The 18,281-nt window shown below is 42.7% G+C and carries 17 protein-coding genes, 3 tRNA genes and 1 other annotated feature; of the genes, 18 read left to right on the top strand and 2 right to left on the bottom strand.

Annotated features, from left to right (window positions below):
• The first annotated feature begins 179 nt into the window (after positions 1-179).
• The 6 genes from PG766_RS00465 to PG766_RS00490 all read left to right on the top strand — a co-directional run bounded on the left by PG766_RS00465 (position 180) and on the right by PG766_RS00490 (position 5,873).
• Positions 180-252, top strand: a tRNA-Val gene (locus tag PG766_RS00465).
• A 28-nt stretch (positions 253-280) separates the two neighbouring features.
• Positions 281-354 (top strand) — tRNA-Met (locus PG766_RS00470).
• Positions 355-424: 70 nt separating this feature from the next.
• Positions 425-1,648, top strand: coding sequence for a helix-turn-helix domain-containing protein (locus tag PG766_RS00475; protein ID WP_118198445.1), 1,224 nt, complete (start codon positions 425-427; stop codon positions 1,646-1,648).
• Between the two features lie 204 nt (positions 1,649-1,852).
• Entirely contained in the window at positions 1,853-3,226 is a 1,374-nt protein-coding gene (locus tag PG766_RS00480; protein WP_118198444.1) for an MFS transporter, read from the top strand.
• Positions 3,227-3,271: 45 nt separating this feature from the next.
• Positions 3,272-3,460 carry a hypothetical protein gene (locus tag PG766_RS00485; protein WP_117835252.1) on the top strand — a complete coding sequence of 63 codons (189 nt, stop codon included), beginning with the start codon at positions 3,272-3,274 and terminating at the stop codon, positions 3,458-3,460.
• A 16-nt stretch (positions 3,461-3,476) separates the two neighbouring features.
• Positions 3,477-5,873: a glycoside hydrolase family 2 TIM barrel-domain containing protein gene (locus tag PG766_RS00490; protein WP_270590235.1), complete on the top strand. Its 2,397-nt coding sequence runs from the start codon at positions 3,477-3,479 to the stop codon at positions 5,871-5,873.
• Positions 5,874-5,955: 82 nt separating this feature from the next.
• Here the strand turns inward: PG766_RS00490 and PG766_RS00495 are convergent, their stop codons facing one another.
• A complete protein-coding gene (locus PG766_RS00495) occupies positions 5,956-6,528 on the bottom strand; it encodes a flavin reductase family protein (protein ID WP_117823952.1) in 573 nt (190 codons plus the stop codon).
• Between the two features lie 131 nt (positions 6,529-6,659).
• On the opposite strand from PG766_RS00495, the gene PG766_RS00500 reads away from it, so the two are divergent.
• From PG766_RS00500 to PG766_RS00550, 11 genes are all read left to right on the top strand, one after another.
• Complete coding sequence (locus tag PG766_RS00500; RefSeq protein WP_270590236.1) at positions 6,660-7,004, top strand: winged helix-turn-helix transcriptional regulator; 345 nt, start codon at positions 6,660-6,662, stop codon at positions 7,002-7,004.
• Positions 7,005-7,107: 103 nt separating this feature from the next.
• Positions 7,108-7,635, top strand: coding sequence for a hypothetical protein (locus PG766_RS00505; protein WP_117823951.1), 528 nt, complete (start codon positions 7,108-7,110; stop codon positions 7,633-7,635).
• A 3-nt stretch (positions 7,636-7,638) separates the two neighbouring features.
• A complete protein-coding gene (gene ispF, locus PG766_RS00510) occupies positions 7,639-8,190 on the top strand; it encodes a 2-C-methyl-D-erythritol 2,4-cyclodiphosphate synthase (protein ID WP_117556289.1) in 552 nt (183 codons plus the stop codon).
• Between the two features lie 37 nt (positions 8,191-8,227).
• Positions 8,228-9,358: a GNAT family N-acetyltransferase gene (locus tag PG766_RS00515; protein WP_147356963.1), complete on the top strand. Its 1,131-nt coding sequence runs from the start codon at positions 8,228-8,230 to the stop codon at positions 9,356-9,358.
• Positions 9,359-9,417: 59 nt separating this feature from the next.
• Positions 9,418-9,658 (top strand) — a binding site (T-box leader).
• 144 nt (positions 9,659-9,802) lie between these two features.
• Positions 9,803-10,477: a serine O-acetyltransferase EpsC gene (epsC, locus tag PG766_RS00520; protein ID WP_117823949.1), complete on the top strand. Its 675-nt coding sequence runs from the start codon at positions 9,803-9,805 to the stop codon at positions 10,475-10,477.
• 20 nt (positions 10,478-10,497) lie between these two features.
• Positions 10,498-11,904, top strand: coding sequence for a cysteine--tRNA ligase (cysS, locus tag PG766_RS00525; protein WP_117823948.1), 1,407 nt, complete (start codon positions 10,498-10,500; stop codon positions 11,902-11,904).
• Positions 11,889-12,356: a Mini-ribonuclease 3 gene (locus PG766_RS00530; protein ID WP_022220552.1), complete on the top strand. Its 468-nt coding sequence runs from the start codon at positions 11,889-11,891 to the stop codon at positions 12,354-12,356. Before cysS ends, PG766_RS00530 begins: the two co-directional genes overlap by 16 nt.
• Position 12,357: 1 nt before the next feature.
• Positions 12,358-13,107, top strand: coding sequence for a 23S rRNA (guanosine(2251)-2'-O)-methyltransferase RlmB (gene rlmB, locus PG766_RS00535; RefSeq protein WP_118198440.1), 750 nt, complete (start codon positions 12,358-12,360; stop codon positions 13,105-13,107).
• A 12-nt stretch (positions 13,108-13,119) separates the two neighbouring features.
• Entirely contained in the window at positions 13,120-13,758 is a 639-nt protein-coding gene (locus PG766_RS00540; protein WP_008374769.1) for a sigma-70 family RNA polymerase sigma factor, read from the top strand.
• Between the two features lie 72 nt (positions 13,759-13,830).
• Positions 13,831-13,903, top strand: a tRNA-Thr gene (locus PG766_RS00545).
• Positions 13,904-14,110: 207 nt separating this feature from the next.
• A complete protein-coding gene (locus PG766_RS00550; protein WP_118198439.1) occupies positions 14,111-15,775 on the top strand; it encodes a glutamine--tRNA ligase/YqeY domain fusion protein in 1,665 nt (554 codons plus the stop codon).
• Positions 15,776-15,926: 151 nt separating this feature from the next.
• Here the strand turns inward: PG766_RS00550 and PG766_RS00555 are convergent, their stop codons facing one another.
• Positions 15,927-16,244 carry a hypothetical protein gene (locus tag PG766_RS00555; protein WP_118198438.1) on the bottom strand — a complete coding sequence of 106 codons (318 nt, stop codon included), beginning with the start codon at positions 16,242-16,244 and terminating at the stop codon, positions 15,927-15,929.
• Between the two features lie 250 nt (positions 16,245-16,494).
• Here PG766_RS00555 and cls point away from each other — a divergent pair, with 250 nt between their 5' ends.
• Entirely contained in the window at positions 16,495-18,081 is a 1,587-nt protein-coding gene (gene cls, locus PG766_RS00560; RefSeq protein ID WP_173824597.1) for a cardiolipin synthase, read from the top strand.
• The last annotated feature ends 200 nt before the right edge of the window (positions 18,082-18,281 follow it).

An 18,281-nucleotide genomic window follows, 5' to 3' on the forward strand; every position in this document is an offset into this window, starting at 1 on the left:
GACATATCCTCTATGTAAAAATATAAACCAAAAGTCCCCGGAAGTAAATTCCGGGGGCTTTTGCTTAGGAAGGGTAAAAATCTGTTAAAAAAAGTGTCAAAAAAAGTAAAAAAACAGTTGACATTTCAGTGATTATAATTGTATAATAACAAAGTCGGTTGTGAGACGGACAAACATATGGGATCATAGCTCAGCTGGGAGAGCATCTGCCTTACAAGCAGAGGGTCATAGGTTCGAGCCCTATTGGTCCCATTGCAATGAAAGTTGCATAATTGAATATGGCGGGATAGCTCAGTTGGCTAGAGCACGCGGTTCATACCCGCGGTGTCGCTGGTTCAAATCCAGTTCCCGCTACTTGAAGAAGGAGTCCTTGTGTGGGGCTTCTTTTTTACTATATGAGAAATGAAGTGATGGAGTAAGGAAGATGGATAAGACACGATTCTGGGCGGAGAGACTCTATGTAAATAGTAAGATTTCCTCGCACATTTATTATGCCGAGAAAGATATACCGGAAGTTATCGGCATCGGAGAAAATGAAGAGGATCCGTTCTTGACAGATCCGTATTTAGAAGAAAATCTGCGTAAGATGTATGAAGAAAAAAGGGCGCCTGTCCTTACGATAGAAGACGGCTGGGTGGTTTACATGGCATTTTCTGATGCAGAGAACAATTTTTATATCGGAGGACCGGTGAGTCTGGCGACGGATAAGGAAGAAAAAAGCGGACTGTATCATTACAGGCGCAGACATCAGCTTTCGCAGCGTAAATTGAATATCCCCAGAATGTCGATCATGAAACTTGCCGGTATTTTGTCTATGTCTCTTTTTTCTCTGTGTGGTCTTGAAATAAGTGAAGCAGAGCTGATGGAATTAAGTCGGATTGAAACAGGTAAGAAAAGCGAAATAGAAGGGGAACTGGTTAACTATAAATTTGATTCTTCAGAAAATGAACGAAAGCATGTAACATATGAATATGAAAAAAAATACTACGATGCGATAAAAAGAGGAGATAGTGATTATTTCAAAGGTCCGATGTATGACAAGCTGCATCTGTATGATGAAATTGGAAAGCTGGCTGAGGGAGGCCTTAAGCAGGCGGAGTATATGGTTGCGGCAGGACTTGCGTTGATCTCACGGGCAGCAATGGAAGGAGGCGTATCGCCGACAGAAGCTTATGCGGTGAGCGATGTGTTTTATCAAAGGCTGGAAAAGTGTAAAACACAGAAAGAGATGTATCAGCTCTCTTCTGAGATACAGCGAACCTATGTGAAAATGGTTCAGGAACGGAAGAAAGAGAAGAAAAATTCAAATTATGTCGAACAGTGCAAGGATTATCTGACACAAAATTTCCATAAAAGAATCACGGTGGAAGAACTGGCAAAACAGATAGGGGTAAACAGAACCTATTTGTCCGGAAAATTTTCCGAACAGGTTGGGATGAGCATTTCACAGTATAGCATTCTGATACGAATCCGAGCGGCTGAGAATATGCTGAAATATTCTGAGGCTTCGATTTCTTACATTGCAGATTATCTGTGTTTTTCATCACAGAGTCATTTTGGCAGAGAGTTTAAAAAGAAAAACGGGATTTCTCCGTCCGAATATCGGAAACAGAATAAAAATATACATTTTTTAAGCAAACAGACATAAATGATAAAAAAGCAACATATATGACAGAAACATCCATTGGATACGGTTATGATAATCGTATCCAATGGATGTTTTTTATTGCCAAGCATATCAATAATTGGTTCAGTGAACCAATTTTGATTGCATAACTATAAAAGTGTATTCCGGAAATCTTTTGTAGAAGAGAAAACTGAAATGATCATGAAAAAAAGGAGAGAGATACGGATGGAGAATGAAGCAAACAAAAAATATTTATCAGTTCCAAAGAAAATAGCATATGGTTCGGGGGACTTTGGATCGAATTTCTTTTATATGCTGGTTTCATCGTTTATGATGCTGTATCTGACAGATTCTGTCGGATTAAATGCAGGCGTTGTAGGAACGCTTATGATGGTGAGTAAACTGCTGGATGGGGTTACTGATGTCTTTTTCGGCAGTCTGATCGATAAGACACACAGCAAAATGGGAAAGGCAAGACCGTGGATGTTCTTTTCGGCAATACCGCTTGCAATTTCAACGATTTTATTGTTCTGCATTCCGGAGAGCTTTGGAATAACAGCACAATATGCATATTTCTTTGTATTTTATACTTTGTCAAATGCAGTATTTTATACGGCAAATAATATTGCATATGCAACAATGTCTGCCAGAATCACAAAAAATGATGCAGAAAGAGTATCGCTTGGATCATTCCGTTGTGCGTTTGCAGTAGTAGCTTCTATTATAGTTTCTGCTATGACGGTAATTCTGGTGGATAACTTTGGAGGCGGTGCAGCAGGATGGAGAATGGTTGCTATTATTTACATGATTATCATGTTTGCTTTCAGTTCAATTGCAAGTCTGGTCTGCAAAGAAATTCCGGAGGAAGAATTTGAGGTAAAGATGTCTTCGAATGGGGAAATAAAGAGAGCAGAAAAGAAATCATTTTTGGAACTGCTTAAAATTATTATCACGAATAAATATTATCTGATCATGCTTGCTATTTATATTCTGTCTTATATTAATACAGGAATCGGAACGACATCCGGAACCTATTACTTCAAATATATTATGGGAAATCCGGCGCTTTTGGGAGTGGTTTCTATGTCTTCTATGGTAATGATCGTAGGACTGATCTTTAATCCGTCTCTTGTGAAAAAATACGGAATGTATAAGGTGAACCTGGTTTCCTACATCATAACTGCGGTTTTGTCAGTCGGAGTAATGATTGCTTCTTATATGGTTAATTTTACCGGAATTGTTGTACTTATGTTTTTAAAAGCAGTTACGATGGCGCCGCTTATGGGAAGTCTGAATGCCCTGGTAGCAGAGGTCGCAAAAAATGTATATCTGAAAAAGAATGTACAGGTCGAAGGTATGATGTTCAGCTGTTCGTCCCTCGGTATGAAGCTGGGAAGCGGAATTGGTTCTGCGGCAGTTGGCTGGATTCTTGCCGCTGCAGGTTATGTGGGAACTTCAGATATTATGAGTGCAGGTGTAATCTCAGCAATTAAATTTATTTATGGCGCGCTGCCGTTGATCGTCACTGTTCTTCTGGTTGTGATGTGCTGGCTACAGAAAGTTGTGGAAGAAAACCAGAAGCTGGTAAATGAAAAATAATGTCAGATGAGAGTTTGAAGGGTATGGCAGAGCAGAATAAAAGATATGAATACCGATCAGACGGCATTTTTAGATTCGCATATGCAGTGGATCGTGGAAGCCGGAGAAATCACGGTTGGAGTGGGTGGTTCATCGGAAGAGATACAGCTCACCGGAAAATTTGTGATCACAGATACTGCAGTGATTGATGGAAAAACAAGAGGCTTTTATGCCAAGAGTAATATCGTAGATTAACAAACGGGGTGAAATAATGAAAAAAGCAGCATTTACTGAAAACTGGACATGTAATGGGACGTCTGTGATCGTGCCGCATGATGCGATGATCCATGAAAAGAGAACTGCAGATGCAGCAGGGGGCAGTGCGCACGGATATTTTCCGGGAGGGATATATACCTATGAGAAAAAATTCTTTATTCCGGCAGAGTGGAAGGAGAAATATCTGGCGGTAGAGTTTGAGGGCGTATACAAAAACGCAGAGGTCTTTCTGAATGGGAAAAAGCTTTATGAAAGACCGTATGGTTATGTTCCGTTTCTGGTACGATTAGATGAGAATGCGAACTATGGGGAGGAGAATCTTCTGACTGTAATTGCAGATAACTCGAAGCTTCCGAACAGCCGGTGGTATACAGGAAGCGGAATTTACCGTCCGGTGAATCTGTATCTGTCTGAGAGGACACATATTAGTTATCAAGGGGTAAAAATCACGACGCTGTCCTGCAAACCGGCAAAGATAAGGATAGAAGGAAAGCTGGAAGGAATTGACAGTGCGAAAGAATATGGTGTCCGTATGCAGATACAGGACGGAGAAACTACCATAGCAGAAAAGTTTGTAAAGGTAAATGCTGCGCAATCAGGGAATGAAAAAGCGACTGCTGTAGCAGAGATCGAGCTGCCAGAGGCAAGGCTCTGGGATGAGGAATCTCCGAATCTTTATCTTGCTAAGATCATACTTGAAGAGGACGAAAAAATACTGGATACAGCAGAAGAGAGGTTTGGTATCCGTAAGCTTTCCTGGAGTACGAAGGGATTTTTTGTAAATGGAAAAGCGACGCTTCTGAGAGGCGGCTGTGTCCATCATGACAATGGGATCCTGGGAGCGGCAAGCTGGGAAAAAAGTGAGAGAAGACGTGTGAAGATCATGAAAGAAGCCGGATTTAATGCCATCCGAAGCTCTCATAATCCTGCCAGTGAAGCAATGCTGAGAGCGTGTGATGAACTGGGAATGTATGTTATGGATGAAACCTTTGATACCTGGTACAACCGAAAAAATAAATATGATTATGGATGTGATTTTGAAGCATGGTGGGAAGCGGATACGACTGCCATGGTCGAGAGAGATTATAATCATCCTTCGGTCATTCTGTATTCGATCGGAAATGAGGTTGCAGAACCTTGTGAAAAGAAGGGACTTCAGGTTGGAAGTGCTATGATAGAATGCATACACAGTCATGACCATACTCGTCCGGTTACCTGTGGAACCAATCTGATGGTGACGGGCAGAGCTGCAAAGGAGCAGGGGATTTATCAGGATGGCGAGACAAATACGACATCCTCATCCAAAGAACAAAAGAAAGAAAGCAATAACAGCCTGGCGTTTAATATTATGGCTTCGTTTATCGGAAGCGGCATGAATAAGGGCGGAAATTCAAAAAAGGTGGATGCGATCTCCAGTCCGTTCCTGGATCGTCTGGATATAGCAGGTTATAATTACGGCTCCGGAAGATATCCGCTGGAAGGGAAAGCACATCCGGAGAGAATTGTGTTTGGAAGCGAGACTTTTCCACAGGATATCTGGAAAAACTGGAAAATGGTAAAAAAATATCCGTATCTGATCGGTGATTTTATGTGGACAGCATGGGATTATCTTGGTGAAGCAGGAATCGGAGCGTGGAGCTATACCGGAGGTATGCCGTTTAACCGTCCGTATCCGTGGCTGCTCGGAGGTGCCGGGGTGATCGATATTCTTGGAAATCCAGATGCTTCATGTCGGTATGCGGCAGTCGTCTGGGAGAAAAATAGTAAACCAGTCATCGGAGTCAGACCGGCAAATCATCCGGGAGTACGTGTCAGCAAGTCGGTCTGGAGAGGGACGAATGCGATAGAAAGCTGGTCCTGGTCAGGCTGTGAAGGGAATAAGACGATCGTAGAGGTTTACGGAAACGGTGCGACGGTAAAATTGTATCTGAATAACAAACTGATCGGCAAAAAGAAGCTGAAGCAGTGTAAGGCATTGCTCTCTGTAAAATATAAGTCCGGAAGCTTATGTGCCATCCAATACGACGCGCAGGGAAAAGAAATCGGAAGAAGCAGACTCCTTTCGGCAGAGGGGGAAAAGCGGATTTCGGTTTGCCCGGAAGAGAAGCAGGTGAAAGCAGGAGATATTGTCTATGTGGATATCTCTGTCAAAGGCGCAAATGGCGTGGTAGAGTCGGCAGCTGATGAGCAGCTGACCTGCAGGGTAAAGGGAGGCGTGCTTCTGGGATTTGGAAGTGCAGATCCATGTACCACAGAGGCTTATGATACAGGAAAATTTACGACATATTATGGAAGGGCACAGGCGGTCGTCTATGCGCCAGAAACCGGAACAATCCGTGTGGAAGCAGAAGGAGAACATTCCCGCGGAGAAGCTGTGATTGAAGTGGTATAAATACCTGTTTGTATGTATAGATGAAATAAGAAAAGAGGACATCACTTTGAGAAAAAGTGAGATGTCCTCTTTTTAGGTGAAATTATTTATTCATCAATCCCGCTCCGGCTTTCCAGGCGGTAGCAACGCGCTCTCCGGTAGAATAGTATCCACTTTGGAACTGATCAAACATCAGAGCCTGCAGTTTTTTCGGATCTACCTTTCCATTTTCGGAGAGAACAGATTCCTCAGCTTTTACATTGACGATTTTGCCAACGATTCCTGAGATGTGCTCCGTATCGACGAATTCCAAAAGCTCACACTCCATTACAACAGGAAATTCTTCGATGATCGGAGCGTGTACCTTATCACTTTTTACAGCGTGATATCCGGTACGCTCAAATTTGTCATCGATTTTATTGCCGGAAGCGATTCCGAAGAAATCTGCCACGTCTACATGCGCTTCGTCAGCAAGTGCTACAGTGAATGCCTTGCTTTCCTTGATATTTAACCAGGTCTTTTTGCCTTCTCCGATGAAAAGGATGATCTTATCCATATCGCAGATCTGTCCCCAGGCAACATTCATTACGTTTACTTTTTCATTTGCGTCATATGCAGCTACCATCAGCACCGGCATAGGATAAACTGCAGGAACGACACCTAAATCTTTTTTCATTTTCATACCTCCGTACTATGATTCGATTGCTTTTTTAAGAGCTCCTATTTATAATTATATAAAGATGTGAAGAAATAACAAGTACCATCTTTTAGGTTAGGTACTTACCTGAAAGGAAGTGTAGATAAAGAATGAAAGAGTGTAAAATGAGAGATTATATTGAAAATGCAGATTTTGAAGAGACGGGGTTTAGTTATACCTTGTCTTTGATTTCTGGTAAATATAAGATGATCATTCTCTACGGTCTGATGGAATATCAGCCGGTCAGGTTTAACGAGCTGCAGCGTTATCTGGGGAAGATTTCGGATAAGACGTTAAGTCAGAATCTGAAGGAATTAGAGAAAGATGAATTGATCCACAGGGAAGCGTATCCGCAGATTCCGCCGAAGGTGGAGTATTCTCTGACAGAGCGTGGAAAATCTCTGATGGTGGTTTTGGACCAGCTTTGTATTTGGGGAACGGAGAATCGAAAATAAAATATTGCGGAGAAAATGAAAACTTGCGCTTTCTGATAAGTAGTCAATTTCTCCAATATGTGATAAAATACAACTAAATTACGACAAAATGGAGGACTATCATATGACATCAAAATCAAAGCAGGTGATCATGGCGGCGGTTGGAGCGTATCTGGTGTATACCGGCGTATCTCTGGTGCGTGAGACGATAGCCGGGGAACCGAAGAACCAGATTTTGTTTATTCTGGCGGGAGTATTTTTTGCAATATTCGGACTGGCTACGATTGTTCATAATATCAGAATTATCGTAAAGGCGACAAAGGCAGAGATCCAAGCTACGGAAGCAGAAACAGAGGAGAATTCCGATACGGATGCCGAGGAAAGCGAAGAAACAGAAAAGGAATCTGTGACAGGAAAAGGTGTTGTAGATGTTCAGGTGGGAGCAGGTACAAAGGAATCTGATAAGACAGAGAAAAAAGTAGAAGTTGATCTTGGAAAAGCACAGAGTTCAGAAGAAAAAAATGCAGAGTCTGAATCAGAACTATCATCAGATGAAAAACAGGAAGACAATGAGGATGAAGAAAAGTCTGGTGAAGAGAAGATATCAGAAGAAACTGATTCATCAGATGAAAAACAGGAGGAAAAAGAATAGAAAATGCGAGTTGGAATGGGATATGATGTTCATAAACTGACGGAAGGAAGAAAACTGATTCTTGGCGGAGTGGAGATACCATACGAAAAGGGGCTTCTTGGACATTCGGATGCAGACGTACTTCTGCATGCGATCATGGATGCCCTGCTTGGAGCGGCATCACTTGGAGATATCGGAAAGCACTTCCCGGATACAGATCCAGCATACAAAGGAATTTCCAGTATTAAGCTTCTGGAGCATGTAGGAAAGCTTCTGGATGATCATATGTATGTGATTGAAAATATTGACGCGACGATCATTGCGCAGAAACCGAAGATGCGCCCGCACATCGAGCAGATGGAAAAGAATATTGCAGAAGCACTGCATATTGAAAAGGATCAGGTAAATGTCAAGGCGACGACGGAAGAAGGTCTTGGATTTACCGGAAGTGGGGAAGGAATTTCTTCCCAGGCAATCTGTGCAATCGAAAAGCTGACTAATTTCAGCAGTGTAGACGTAGCAGTACCTGCAGGTGGCTGCGCAGGCTGTGGAGGTTGTGCAGCAAGACAGATGTAGATCAAGTCTGAATGGAAAGGTACGGCGAAAAAGTAAAATGAAGATACTGAAAAAACTGAAGCCGGAAGAGCGTGGGCTTACAAGAACACTGTGGGAACAAGTATTTACAGAAGATACAAAAGAATTTCTGGACTATTATTACACAGAAAAGACGAAGAATAACGAAATCTATGTGATCGAGACGGATCACGATATCCGGGCGATGATGCAGCTGAATCCTTATGTAATACAGATGGGGAAAAAGGCAATAGAGAGCAGATACATTGTTGCAGTTGCAACAGAGCCGCTTTACCGGCACAGAGGTTATATGGCGGAATTATTAAGCAAGACAGCAAGAGATCTGTATCAGCAAAAAATGCCATTCTTTTTCCTGATGCCCGCAAGTGAGAAAATTTATTATCCACATAATTACCGGTTTATCTATGCAGCCGATGTGTGGAGTGTAAAAGGAACAGACGGGGAAGAACTGACAATACAGAAGATCGTGGAATTACAGAACGATTCCGGCGTGACACTCAGAAAGGCAGAGGGAAAAGACTGTAAAAAGCTGGGGGATTTTGCGGAAGAAGTTCTGGAAAAACAGAAAATACAGGTATATACCAAACGGGATGCAGCTTATTATATGCGCCTTTTGAAGGAACAGGAAAGTGAAAAAGGCGGAATCCTGATCGCAGAGCAGGATGGAGAGATGCGAGGAATCCTTGTTTTTGATGAAGAAGATGGGCTTGCAGTAAGAGAGCCATTGATCCGAAAAGGATATGAAGATGTTTTTGATAAGGCAGGAGTCATCCTCAAAAAAGAAGAAAAGAAAAAACCGTTGATCATGGCACGGCTTTTGAATATAGAAAGTCTTCTGTCTTCGATGGTGTGCAGAGAAGAGATGGATCTGGAGTTTGTTCTGTATGATCCGGTTATCCGGGAGAATAACCGTCTGTTTATGCTAAAAGGCAATGAAGAACATCTTGTAGTTCGGACAAGGACAGCGCACACCGGCAAAGATGATGCTGTGCAGAAGATTAGTGTTGATGCGCTTACATCGATCGTATTTGGCTATAAAGAGCTGGAAAGGATTGAAGAGGAAGAAAAGGAGATTTTTTCAGCAGAATTCAAAGAAGAAATCAGTAAACTGATGCCGTTTTCTCCTGTTTTTATCAACGAGATTGTCTGATAAGCGGTTGACAAAAAAGAAAAAATCGCATACTATATGTACTAGATATGAATAAAACTGAAAAGACGGAGAACGAAAAGAGTAGTTATCCTCAGAGTTCCATCAGAGAGGATCTGTCATCGGCTGAAAGCAGATCCAGGAGCAGGAATGATGAAGTGCATTCGGGAGTTGACCAGGCGAACGTGAAAGTGAAGATTTTACAAGTAGCCGGGTACGTGTGGCAGACGTTACAGGCCGTGAGAGAAAAGCAGGAGTGCTGCTTTTAATTTAGGGTGGAACCGCGGAAACTTCGTCTCTTTATGAGACGGAGTTTTTTATTTACGCGAGCAACGAGCCAAAGTCCGTGCTTGCACGAGACCTTGGCGACTGCCGCGATAACTTGAGAAACTCGCGGAGCGTGTTTCTCATAGTTTCACAGGAAATTCCAAATCAGAGGTGAATGAAATGGGAGTTATTTCCTATATCAAAGAAGAAATCCAAGTAGTAAAAGAACGAGATCCGGCAATCAAATCGGATATAGAAGTATTTCTGTATCCAAGCTTTAAGGTAATGCTTCATTACAGGATCGCACATAAGTTGTATCTGAAAAAACATTATTTTCTGGCACGGTGGGTGTCACAGCGTGGTGTCAGAAAGACAGGAATTGAGATCCATCCGGGAGCAACCATTGGAAAAGGGCTTTTTATCGACCATGGAAGTGGCGTTATTATCGGCGAGACTGCAATCCTGGGCGATAATATTACACTGTATCAGGGAGTAACCCTGGGTGGTACAGGAAAAGAGCAGGGCAAGCGCCATCCAACGCTGGAAGACAACGTCATGGTCAGTGCCGGTGCGAAAGTCATCGGTTCCTTTACGATTGGAAAGAATTCCAAGATCGGAGCAGGATCTGTTGTTATTGAGGAAGTACCTCCGAACTGTACCGTTGTTGGTGTCCCGGGAAGAATTGTACGCATGGGTGACCAGAAAGTTCCGAGCGCTGACCTGGATCAGATCCATCTGCCAGATCCGGTATTGAATGATATCCGTCAGCTTCAGACTGACAATATCCGTCTGAAGAAAGAACTGAAAGCATTAAAAGAAAAACTCGCGAAAGAAAAAATAATCGAGGAAGCATAGAAAAAAGAAGGAGTAGCTTTATGAAAGTATTTAACACACTTACGAAAAAGAAAGAAGAATTCGTTCCTCTGGAAGAAGGAAAGGTAAGAATGTATGTCTGCGGACCAACCGTATACAATTACATCCATATCGGTAATGCAAGACCGATGATCGTATTTGATACCGTCCGCCGTTATTTTGAATACAAAGGATACGATGTCAATTATGTATCGAACTTCACGGATGTTGATGACAAGATCATCAAAAAGGCAATCGAAGAGCAGGTATCCGCGCAGGAAATTTCACAGCGCTATATTGCAGAGTGCAAAAAGGATATGGCAGGAATGAATGTAAAGCCTGCAACCAAGCATCCGCTTGCAACAGAAGAAATCTGCGGCATGGTGGAGATGATTTCCGAGCTGATTGAAAAAGGTTACGCTTACGAGAAAAACGGAACCGTTTATTTCAGCACAAGAAAGTTTAAAGACTATGGAAAATTATCCCACAAGAATCTGGATGATCTCCGTTCCGGTGGACGTTCTCTTCTGGTAAGCGGTGAGGATGAAAAAGAAGATCCGCTGGATTTCGTACTCTGGAAGCCGAAAAAAGAAGGAGAACCTTTCTGGAAGTCACCTTGGTCAGATGGACGTCCGGGATGGCATATTGAGTGTTCTGTGATGTCGAGGAAATATCTTGGCGAACAGATTGATATCCATGCAGGTGGAGAAGATCTGATATTCCCACATCATGAAAATGAAATCGCACAGAGTGAAGCCGCTAACGGTAAAGAATTTGCAAGATACTGGATGCACAATGCATTCCTGAACATTGACAACCGCAAGATGTCAAAATCACTCGGAAACTTCCGTACGGTAAGAGAGATCAGCGAGCAGTATGACCTCCAGGTGCTTCGTTTCTTCATGCTGAGCGCACATTACAGAAGCCCCCTGAACTTCAGTGCAGAGCTGATGGAAGCATCCAAGAACGGTCTGGAGAGAATTCTCAATGCAACCGATAATCTGAAACATCTTATCGCTTCAGTGGCAGCAGAAGAGATGAGTGCCGAAGAAAAAGAAGCATTTTCAAAAACTGATGCATATGTAGAAGAATTTGAAAAAGCAATGGATGATGATTTCAATACAGCAGACGCAATCGCAGCAATCTTTGAACTTGTAAAATATGCAAATACCACTGCGACAGCAGAAAGCTCAAAGGAATATCTCCGGGGATTACTGGACAGAATCGTAAAACTCGGTGATGTCCTGGGACTGATCCTGGATAAGAAGGAAGAACTTCTGGATGCAGATATTGAGAAACTGATCGAAGAGCGTCAGGCAGCAAGAAAAGCAAAAGATTTTGCAAGAGCCGATGCGATCCGTGACGAGCTTCTGGAAAAGGGAATTATCCTGAAGGATACCAGAGAAGGAGTACAATGGAAAAAAGCGTAGAATTTGAAATTGCTGACTATATAAAAGAAGTGCTTGAGATGAAAGAGGTGGAGCCGGAAGGCTATTCACCTCTTACCCTGGCTTATATAGGGGACAGCATTTATGATCTGATCATCAAGACAAAGGTGATCAGCGAAGGAAATAAACAGGTAAAAAAATTACATCAGGAGACAAGCAGTATGGTGCAGGCGTCTGCCCAGTCAGAGATGATGCGTGCCCTTCAGCCATTGCTTACTGAAGAAGAGCATGCTGTTTACAGAAGAGGCCGAAATGCTAAATCAGTATCGCCGGCAAAGAACCAGTCACTGACCGATTACCGACGTGCAACCGGATTTGAAGCGTTGATGGGATGGCTTTACCTGAAAAGAGAATGGAAAAGAATGGCAGATCTGATCAAGATCGGTCTGGATCACTTAAGCGAATGCGAAGAAGAAAAGAAGCAGGAGAAATAGAATGGAAGAAAAAAAGATGAACAGTCAGCAGATCGAGGGAAGAAATGCAGTAATGGAAGCATTTCGCTCCGGGAAAACGATTGACAAAGTATATATTCTTGACGGATGTCAGGACGGACCGATCAGAAGTATCGTAAGAGAAGCAAAAAAGCATGATACGATCCTGAATTTTGTAACCAAAGAACGTCTGAACCAGATTTCAGAGACCGGAAGACATCAGGGGGTCATTGCACAGGCAGCGGCTTACGAGTATGCGCAGGTGGAAGATATGCTGGAGCTTGCAAAACAGAAAGGGGAAGATCCTTTCCTGATCCTTCTGGACAATATTGAGGATCCACATAATCTCGGCGCAATCATCCGTACTGCCAATCTTGCAGGTGCGCATGGTGTGATCATTCCGAAGCACCGCGCAGCAGGTCTTACTGCAACCGTTGCAAAGACATCAGCAGGTGCGCTGAATTACACACCGGTAGCAAAAGTTACCAATCTGGTGAAAACCATGGAAGAACTGAAAGAAAAGGGACTCTGGTTTGTCTGTGCAGATATGGATGGGGATGTGATGTACCGCGTGAATCTGAAAGGACCGATTGGTCTGGTGATCGGAAACGAAGGCGAAGGTGTTGGACGTCTGGTAAAAGAGACCTGTGATATGACTGCAGCCATTCCGATGAAGGGAGATATTGACTCCCTGAATGCGTCTGTGGCAGCAGGTGTCCTTGCCTATGAGATCGTGCGTCAGCGCATGAGTTAGGAAAATCGGAGAATGAAAATGGATCTGGGGAAAATGACGGATGAGCAGCTGATTGAACTGCTTCGGGAAGGTAAGACCGAGATCACGGATTATCTGATGGAAAAATACAAAGACATGGTACGCAAACAAGCGCGTGCCATGTATCTGTGGGGCGGAGAAAATGACGATCTGATCCAGGAGGGGATGATCGGTCTTTTTAAAGCGGTGCAGGATTATGATCCGAAAGAAGGTGCAAGCTTTTCAAGTTTTGCCGGACTTTGTGTGTCACGCCAGATGTATACGGCGATTAAGGCTTCACAGCGGAAAAAACATCTGCCGCTCAATTCCTATGTGTCGATTTACGCGTCTGCCAGTGACAATCCGGAGGAGAACGGGCTTTCCATAGTAGATACGATCGAAGCAGGGAAAGAGAGTAATCCGGAGCTGATGATTCTTGGAGAAGAGTATACGAATGCATTTGAAGAGGAACTGAAAGAAAAATTAAGTAAGCTGGAGCGAAAGGTGCTGTATCTTCATCTACAGGGAATGGAGTATCTGAAGATTGCAGAATTTATGGACAAAAGTCCGAAGACGATCGACAATGCCCTGCAGCGGATCAAAGCGAAAGCACGCCAGCTTCTGGAAGAAAAGCGCCGGTCTGAAAAAAAGTAAAAATATAGTTTTAAAATTGTTGACAAGCAAAGCAGTGATATGCTATATTAAATGAGTCGCGAAAATGCGCAGGCTGCCTTGGCTCAGTCGGTAGAGCGTCGCCTTGGTAAGGCGGAGGTCGGCGGTTCGATTCCGCTAGGCAGCTTATTTATTTAAGAAGCAGAGTTGTATTTCCGGTTGGAGATTACGATGTCTGCTTTTTTTGCACTTGTTCATGTATAGAAAGTGTGATAAACTAAAGAACATGAATCAAAAGTTGTCTACAGGGCAATGATTGAGATACATGACATGAAAAAGACTGCTACATACCGGCAGATTTTGAAGTAATAGAGAGACGTGAGGAGGAACTTCAATGGCAGAAGAAGCTGTATCAAAGAATTTTATAGAACAGGAAATTGAAAAAGATCTTGCAGAAGGCGTATACGATCATGTATGTACCCGTTTCCCACCGGAACCGAACGGATACCTTCACATCGGACATGCAAAGTCTATCCTTTTAAACTACGGACTTGCACAGAAATATAACGGAACATTCCATATGCGTTTTGACGATACCAACCCGACAAAGGAAAAGACAGAGTTCGTTGAGTCTATCAAAGCGGATATCAAATGGCTGGGTGCTGACTGGGGAGATCACCTTTACTTTGCATCTGATTATTTTGATCAGATGTATGAGTATGCGATCAAACTGATCAAGAAAGGAAAAGCTTATGTCTGTGACCTGACAGCGGATCAGATCCGTGAGTACAGAGGAACTCTGACAGAGCCGGGAAAGGACAGCCCGTACCGTGACAGAAGTGTGGAAGAGAACCTGGAGCTTTTTGAAAATATGCGTGCAGGCAAGTATGCAGACGGAGAGAAGGTTCTCCGTGCGAAGATTGATATGGCATCACCGAATATCAATATGAGAGACCCGATTATTTACCGTGTAGCACGTATGACACATCACAATACGGGTGATAAGTGGTGCATCTACCCGATGTACGATTTTGCACATCCGATCGAGGATGCGATCGAAGGAATCACTCATTCTATCTGTACACTGGAATTTGAAGATCACAGACCGCTTTATGACTGGGTAGTAAGAGAATGTGAATTTGCAAATCCACCGCGTCAGATCGAATTTGCAAAATTATATCTGACGAACGTAGTTACAGGAAAGCGTTATATCAAGAAACTTGTAGAAGATAAGATTGTGGACGGCTGGGATGATCCGAGACTGGTTTCCATCGCAGCACTTCGTCGCCGTGGATTCACACCGGAATCTATCAAGATGTTCGTTGACCTGTGCGGAGTTTCCAAAGCGCAGAGCTCTGTAGATTATGCAATGCTCGAATACTGTATCCGTGAGGATCTGAAGCTTAAGAGAGCACGTATGATGTCAGTCCTTGATCCGATCAAGCTTGTGATCGATAACTATCCGGAAGGACAGATTGAATATCTGGATGCACCGAATAATCTTGAGAATGAAGAACTTGGAAGCCGTCAGCTTCCATTTGGAAGAGAGCTTTATATTGAGAGAGAAGACTTTATGGAAGAGCCTCCGAAGAAATATTTCCGTCTGTTCCCAGGCAACGAAGTACGTCTGATGAATGCTTACTTCGTAACCTGTACAGGATTTGAAAAGGATGAAGACGGTAATGTAACTGTTGTACATTGTACTTATGATCCAGAGACAAAGAGTGGTTCCGGATTCACAGGAAGAAAAGTAAAAGGAACGATCCACTGGGTAGAGGCAAGTACAGCACTTCCGGCAACCGTAAGACTGTATGAGAACCTGATCGACGAAGAAAAGGGTGTCTACAATAAAGAAGACGGTTCCCTGAACCTGAATCCGAATTCTCTTACAGAGAAAGAAATCTTTGTAGAATCAAACTTTGCAGATGCAAAAGCATATGAAAGCTTCCAGTTTGTACGTCAGGGATATTTCTGCGTGGATTCCCATGATTCTTCCAAAGAGCATCTGGTATTTAACAGAATCGTTTCGCTGAAGAGTTCATTCAAGCTGCCAAAATAAAGAAAGCAGTCTTGCTCAGAATTTAATTGCAAATAATGTGTTAGTCGACAGTTTTTGAAAAGAAATGGCAATGAAAAACCCGGTAAGAATGAAAAATTCTTCCGGGTTTGGCTTTATGCAGAAAATGATAAGCTGTAAGATAAGTTCTTTCTTAAACTTCTTCTGAAGCCGGATCGGATTCTTCGGAATCAGTTTCCGGTGTCTGGGAAGCGGCTTCTGCATCGTCAGTTTTTTCTTCAGACTCTTCAGAGGTTTCTTCCTTTGCAGAAGATGGAGTAAGAGTTGTGTAACCACGCTCAGGCACTTCGCCAAGATCATCATCCAGTTCAAAATCATCCTCTTCAAAAGTATCATCGAACTCGTCTTCCGGTTCTTCATTATGTCGGTTCTTTAACCAGTAATATGCACCGGCACCAGCTGCGCCTGCGGCAGTCAGTCCGAGCAGGATTTTACCAAAATTTTTAGCCATGTTGCTGCTCCTTTCTTGATCTCGTCCTGTCAGATATGGCAGATGAGATAGTTCGTCATGAAATATAGTATACATGAATAATTTTATTGTAATACTTTTATTTGAAAAGGGAAAGTAAAATATTTATAAAAGAACCAGAAAAACAACAAAAATAAGGAAGTGTTGTACGATTATAAGCAACTGGAATGTTGTGAAAGAATAAAAATTGTGTTACGATATAAAATAGTATCTAAAGAGAGGAAGACCGCGAATGAGAGAATTTACAAAATATCATGATACCAGCAAGTCAGTCAAAGAACGTGCCAAGACAAAAGTATTTGGTGCAGTGTACAGCCATACCGCGATTATTCTTCTGCTGATTCTTCTTCAGATTGGTATTATGGTTCTCACTTTTACATATCTGGGAAATTACAGTACCTATATGAACGGAGTGATATCGCTTCTTTCTTTTATCACAGCGATTTATATTTTCAATGAAAAAGGGAATCCGGCGTTTAAGATGACGTGGATCCTGTTTGTGTTCCTTGTCCCGGTGGTCGGAGTTGGATTTTATCTGTTTACAAAAGCAGGAATCGGAACCAAATATCTGGGTGCCAGACTGGAGAAGCTTCGAGTGGAGACTGAACCTTATATGCAGCAGAATGAATATGTTGTCCATGCGATGAAAGGTGGAAGGGTTGCAAATGCCAATCTGTCACATTTCCTTTATAACCAGGTGGGATTTCCGACTTATGGGAACTCACAGGCACAGTATTTTCCACTGGGAGATGACAAATTTCCGGTTCTGATCGAAGAACTGAATAAGGCAGAAAAATTTATTTTCATGGAATATTTTATTATCGGAGAAGGATATGTGTGGGACACTGTTCTGGAGGTTCTGCGTAAAAAGGTGAAAGAGGGCGTGGAAGTACGCCTGATGTATGACGGAACCTGCAGTATCAGCCTTTTGCCGTATGAGTATCCGAAGCAGCTCCGGGAATATGGAATCCAGTGCAAGGAATTTGGACCGATCGTACCCATCCTTTCTACCAGCCAGAATAATCGGGATCACCGGAAAATCTGTGTGATTGACGGAAAGGTTGCATTTACCGGAGGTGTTAATCTGGCAGATGAATATATCAACAAGAAAGTCCGGTTCGGACACTGGAAAGATACAGCGATCAAAATCGAAGGTGATGCCGTGCAGAGTTTTACCATGATGTTCCTGCAGATGTGGAATATTACGGAGAGACAGCCGGAGGATTATGCAAAGTATCTGACAGAAAAGCAGCCGGGATTCAGCCGCAAAGATGGTTATATCATCCCATACGGAGACAGTCCGTTCGATCATGAAAATGTAGGAGAAGAAGTGTATTTCCACATTCTGAATCATGCGAAGAAGTATGTGCATATTATGACACCGTATCTGATCCTGGACAATGAGATGATTGATGCGCTGACAAGAGCTGCAAAGGGTGGAATAGAAGTGCAGATTATTATGCCACATATTCCGGATAAGCCGTATGCATTTTATCTTGCGAAGACTTATTATGAGGAACTGATCGCAGGTGGGGTAGAGATCTATGAATATACGCCTGGATTTGTTCATGCAAAAGTATTTACTTCAGACGATGATACGGCGACAGTAGGCAGTATCAATCTGGATTACCGCAGTCTTTATCTGCATTTTGAATGCGGTGTTTTCATTTACCGCAATCCGGTTGTGCGTGATATTGAAAAGGACTTCCAGGATACACTGACAAAATGTCAGAAGGTGACGATGACGGAGGTCAGAAACCGGAGTACTTTTGTGAAAATATACGGTCAGGTTTTAAGACTTGTGGCACCGCTGATGTAGCAAGACTGTTACGGAGCATAAAATCAAGAAAAATACGGAATTTTCGGGAAGTAGCTGAAAATAAGAGTGTACTTTTTATTTGAAATGTAGTATAATTCAATCGGTGTCTTTATAAGGGACATTGATTATATTTATAAGTAGGAGTTATCCCGATGAAAAGAGGGATGACACTGTGGAGATATTTCACAGATAGCCAAGAA

Origin of the sequence: Coprococcus sp. LG101-27 (assembly GCF_027695515.1) — a bacterium.
Lineage (GTDB): Bacteria > Bacillota > Clostridia > Lachnospirales > Lachnospiraceae > Allocoprococcus > Allocoprococcus comes.